This is a genomic window from Prevotella conceptionensis 9403948, assembly GCF_000312305.1.
Taxonomy (GTDB): domain Bacteria; phylum Bacteroidota; class Bacteroidia; order Bacteroidales; family Bacteroidaceae; genus Prevotella; species Prevotella conceptionensis.
Window position 1 is genome coordinate 1 of sequence record NZ_HE999443.1, and the last position, 5,071, is coordinate 5,071.

At 44.9% G+C, this 5,071-nt stretch carries 2 protein-coding genes and 1 pseudogene; all 3 read right to left on the reverse strand.

The genetic code is table 11. The features are described 5' to 3' along the window. Positions 1 to 292: 292 nt before the first annotated feature. Positions 293 to 457, reverse strand: coding sequence for a hypothetical protein (locus BN93_RS18210; protein WP_232211042.1), 165 nt, complete (start codon positions 455 to 457; stop codon positions 293 to 295). Between the two features lie 1,683 nt (positions 458 to 2,140). Next, positions 2,141 to 3,320: pseudogene (locus tag BN93_RS00015) on the reverse strand (dicarboxylate/amino acid:cation symporter). Between the two features lie 382 nt (positions 3,321 to 3,702). After that, the gene (locus tag BN93_RS00020; protein ID WP_019186295.1) at positions 3,703 to 4,890 is read right to left on the reverse strand and encodes an FprA family A-type flavoprotein; all 1,188 of its coding nucleotides are present in this window, start codon (positions 4,888 to 4,890) and stop codon (positions 3,703 to 3,705) included. Between the last annotated feature and the right edge of the window lie 181 nt (positions 4,891 to 5,071).

Sequence of the window (5,071 nt, forward strand, 5' to 3'; positions counted from 1 at the left end):
ATTGGATGCTTACAATCCAGCCGCTTACAGGGATAAACACCGCCAGCGAAATCATATAGGACGTAATCCCGATGCTCATCCTACCACTTTCCACACCGAAGTCTAAGGCCATTAGTGGCAGAGCTGTCACCAAGGCGGTCGAGTCAATGTATTCCATGAAGAAAGCCACAGCTACGAGAGCTATGACAATCCGTGAGATATACTTTTTCATTTCCTTGCCTCTTTGTAAATTGCAATCGAAGTTCTGTTGTTCAGACTTCTATTGCAAACAGATTAAAAAGTCTAGATGACTTCACTGTTTATTCTCATCAAACTCTTCGGCAGCCTTTTCCAAAAGTACCTCTATAAAGGTCTTTAAGTTCGTACCCTTGTTTGCAGCCATGATGGAAAGCCAGCGAAATGTGTCTTCGCTAAGGTCTATTGTTATTTTCTTCGATTGTAATGCCGTTGTTGCCATAAGCCTAAACTTTAATTCATTGCAAACATAAACAATATATGCCATATACACAAATATGGAGATGAAAATCAATTAAATAGATACAAAAACACGTTTACTAGCCAAACCAACTTCAATGTATGGCTATCGCAAACCCACGAACTTATCAAGTCTTCAACCCACAAACTCATCAACTCAAAAAATTAAAATCTTATTTTTTATTTTACATTACCGTTCCATTTTTCACTCCGTTCTAGCGAAAATATCAGTTAAAAAGTAGGTAAATTGATACTATTTCTGGCCTTTCACGTCTTACATTTTGTCAATATTCAAGAGGATAACCTGCATTTTGCACCATTTTACCTTTCTAGATTGGTTGCCAACTCATTATTTTTAACGTCCAAATTACCCACTTTTAGCCCCTAAAACCCTACTTTTTAAGCCCATTTTGCCCTTTCTAGCCATGTATTTCATCGCTACAAAAGGTTTTATTTATGCAATTGCAGTAGATATTTATGCCTTTTAGGCTTGCGTTTAGCACCATTTTGCACTGCGTTTAGCACCATTTTACCTTGCATTTAGCAGCAAAACGCAGTCCATTTAGCAGCAAAACGCAGTCCATTTAGCACCAAAACGCAGTCCATTTAGCACCAAAACGCACTACGTTTAGCACCAAAACGCAGTGCATTTAGCACCAAAACGCACAAAAATAGGTGCAAAAGGGGAATTGTTTAAATAAATATTCATTCTGCCGCAATGCACAGGCCAACCCCTATTTGCATCAAAATAAACCCTCGCGAGAATCGATTTTTTGCGGCAAGGTGAGCCATTGGTGAGCAGAAAGGGCACTCAGAATGTTAAAATTCTTGCTCAAAACCAGACAAAAAAGATTATCCCATATACACGCACATGATAACACAGACAGTATGCTCAACTAACAAACAAAATCTGAACAGGCGCTAACCACCGCTTGGGGTTAAAGTAAAGAGCACTTCATTAACTAGAAACCTCAATCCTATACAAACCCAAATAATTAATCAACTAATCGGCTTACCCATTTAAAAAATCAAAATCCCGCACCATTTATCCACACGCACACAAATATTATCTTATATCTTTCTTTTTAGAAGAGAAAGAAAATGATGGTGATGATATGGCGTGGATAAGTTGATAACTTTTCTCATTACGCAACGTGTTTTTGGTTATCAACATTAGGAAAAGGTTATGCACAAGTTATCAAACGTACTTTTGGGTTGTAAGTTAAGGCTTTATATATGTTTTCCACATAACAAGGTGGGGTAGGGCATTGTGCAAATGTTCATAACTTTTGTTGCTCTAAAAGTGTTGATAACGCTTGCATTTCGCCACAACAACTTCTTAGTTATCCACCAATCCTTAGGGGTGCGTTGTAGGTTGTGGATAAGTGAGGAGTTGTACATGGCTTTTACACGTGTTATCAACAGGGTTTTCCACAGACTATTGGGGATAACAGGGATGAAAGATGCAGCAGTTTGAAAACACAAAGTGAATGAATAGTACATCAATATATTGAAAAACGCCGCGCATTTGCTTGCTTTATACAGGGCATGAAGATGCAGAATGCAGTGTATTGAGTGAGCAAATGTGCGGCGTTTAGTGGCGAATGGCAAGCGAAGAGCAAATGGCGTGGGTTAAAACTCGCGTTTTTAATGCGTTGTTTTTTGCCTATGCTGCTGTCTTTTCCACGTTTGCTTTATTGCGGTTAAGCTTGTCTACAACCAGTGCTATGGCTCCGTCGCCCGTTACGTTACAAGCAGTTCCAAAGCTATCCATAGCAATGTAGAGGGCAATCATCAGTGCTTGTTCGTTCTCGCCAAAGCCAAGGATGCTGCCCAGAGGGGCAAGCGACGCCATAATGGCACCACCTGGCACGCCAGGAGCGGCTACCATGAAGATGGCCAGCACCATAATGAAATGCAAGAAGAGGGGAAAATCGGTGGGTAAGCCTTCAAGTAGGGCGATGGTAAAGGCGCAAGCGGTTATCTTCATGGCCGAACCAGAGAGGTGAACCGTGGCGCAAAGGGGGATAACAAAGCCTGCAACACCTTCGGAAAACGCCGTTTTTGCGTGTCTGCTTTAAGGCCACGGGGATGGTGGCTGCCGACGAAGAGGTGCCGAGAGCCGTGAGATAGGCTGGAAACATGTTGGCCAATAGGCGGAAAGGGTTTTTGCGAACGATGGCTCCGGCAATGAGATATTGATAGAGCAGCACGAAAATGTGCAGCGCAAAGATAACGACAATAATCTTGGCAAACACGGTCATCATGCGCATTACGTCGCCGCTGAAAGTCATGTTGAGGAAGATGCCGAAGATATACACGGGCAAGAGGGGAATGATAACGCGCTCGATAACGCCCACGATGATGGCTTTCATCTCGTTGGTGGCACCCCGCAGCACCGTGTGACCGCCGTATGCAATGCCCAAACCTACGATGAACGACAGCACAAGCGCGCTCATCACGTCTATCGTGGCAGGAATGTTGATGGTGAAATAGGGCAGTATCTCGGCCGATTTCTCTACGGTTTCTAAGGTTTGTGAGCCGTTTCCGATAAGCGATGGGAAGAAGGTGCTGCCCGTTGCATAACTCAGTATGGCCGCAACAACGGTGTCGGCGTAGGCAATGCCTACGGTAATGAGCAGCAATTTGCCTGCTCCCTTACCAATATCGGCAATGGCCGGCGTTACCAATCCCAAGATGATAAGGGGGATGATAAAGCCCAAAAACTGTCCGAAGATGCTGTTGAAGGTTGCGAATATGCGTACCCAGGGCAGTGTAAAGATGTGACCTAATGCTATGCCGAGGGCAATGGCGATGAGAATGCGCCCAAGTAATCCGATTTTCATAGGTAATGTTATGTTTTTTAAGTTGGGCAGTCCGGTTTGGTTATGTGGGCTGCACGTGATACAATTGTCAAGAGGTTGGCCGCTCTGTAAGAAAGATAAAGCAGGGGGAGAACTTCAAATGAAGAGGCTCACGCCTCCAAACCAAGATATTCAGCCTATAGACTCACGCCTATGTTCTAGCTAAGTGGACAAAGACATCATGGTCTTTTGCCTCCATTTTTGCATTTTAATTGGCCACAACTTAAATGCTCACGCATTCTTTATGTGTGGCAATTTCCACCAAAAAGTTAGTTATCTCCCCCTGCTGTTATCTTCTACGCGGCCGATGGTTTTGGCTTGTTACGGCCAAATCCACCTTGGCTAGCGTAGTTTGTTGTAGAACTTAACCTTGCGCCAAACGCTCGGCCATGGCCTTACCCAGTGCGCGACACTGCTCGGCCACTTCGGGCGATAATGCCTGTTTCATTTCAACGGGCGTGCCAACGGGTTCGAAGTGCAGGCTGTTTTCGTTCCATTCGCCAATCTTCTGCACGGCTTTGCTGGCCCATCCGTAACTTCCGAACCATCCGATAAGGTGGTTTTTGATGTCGCGGTTGGCCAGTTCGCTCAGCAAAACGTCCATTTCGTGGTATAGTCCGGTGTTGTATGTGGGTGCTCCTACGATGAGTCCGCGATAACGGAACACGTCGCGGATGATGTAAGAATGATGCGTTTTCGACACGTTGTGCACCGCGATGTTCTTTACACCGGCCTGACTGGCAGCCCTAGCAATAACTTCGGCCATGCGTTCTGTATTGCCATACATCGTTCCGTAGCATATCACAAGGCCGTCTTCTGTTTCGTATTTGCTCATGCGGTTGTACATTTCAACCACCTTTTGCAGTTGTTCGTGCCACACGGGGCCGTGTGTAGAGCAGATATAGTCTATCTTTTCGTTGGCTAGTTTTTTAAGGGCGTTCTGCACGGGCGTGCCATATTTGCCCACAATGTTCGAATAGTAGCGCACCATCTCCAACCAGAAGGGTTCGCAATTAATCTCGCTGTCGAGCAATCCGCCGTTAAGTGCGCCGAAACAACCGAATGCGTCGCCCGAAAACAGCATGTTATTGGATGTGTCTAGCGTCATCATCGTTTCCGGCCAGTGCACCATTGGCGTTAAGAAAAACTTCAATGTGTGCTTACCCAGTGATAGTTCGTCGCCGTGTTTCACTTCGTGCTCGCAGCCTTCCATGCCATAGAAACCTTTAAGCAGGTCGAACGACTTCTTGTTTCCCACTACCTGCACGTTGGGATAATACTTCCTCATCAGGGCAAAAGAGCCGCTATGGTCGGGTTCCATGTGGTTTGTAACGATATAGTCGATGGGACGGTCGCCAATTACTTCGCGGATGTTCTCGATAAACTGTGCGAAGAAGTCGGCTTCCACCGTGTCGATGAGGCACACTTTTTCGTCTACGATGAGGTACGAGTTGTACGAAACGCCGTTGGGAAGTGGCCATAGGCCTTCAAACTTTTCTTTCTTTCGGTCGTTCACACCCACGTAGTAGATGTCTTTTACTATTTCTATCATATTCTGAGTTTGTAAGTTTATGAGTGTATATGTGTATTTAGTTGACGAGTAAGCAAGTTAACAAGTTAACGAGTTCGTTAGTTAACAAGTTAACGAGTTACCGATACATTAGTCTTATTATGTGGTTGAGGAGGTAAAGTAGCAATGCTAATCACGCCCCTCTCCCCTTGGAGAGGGGTTG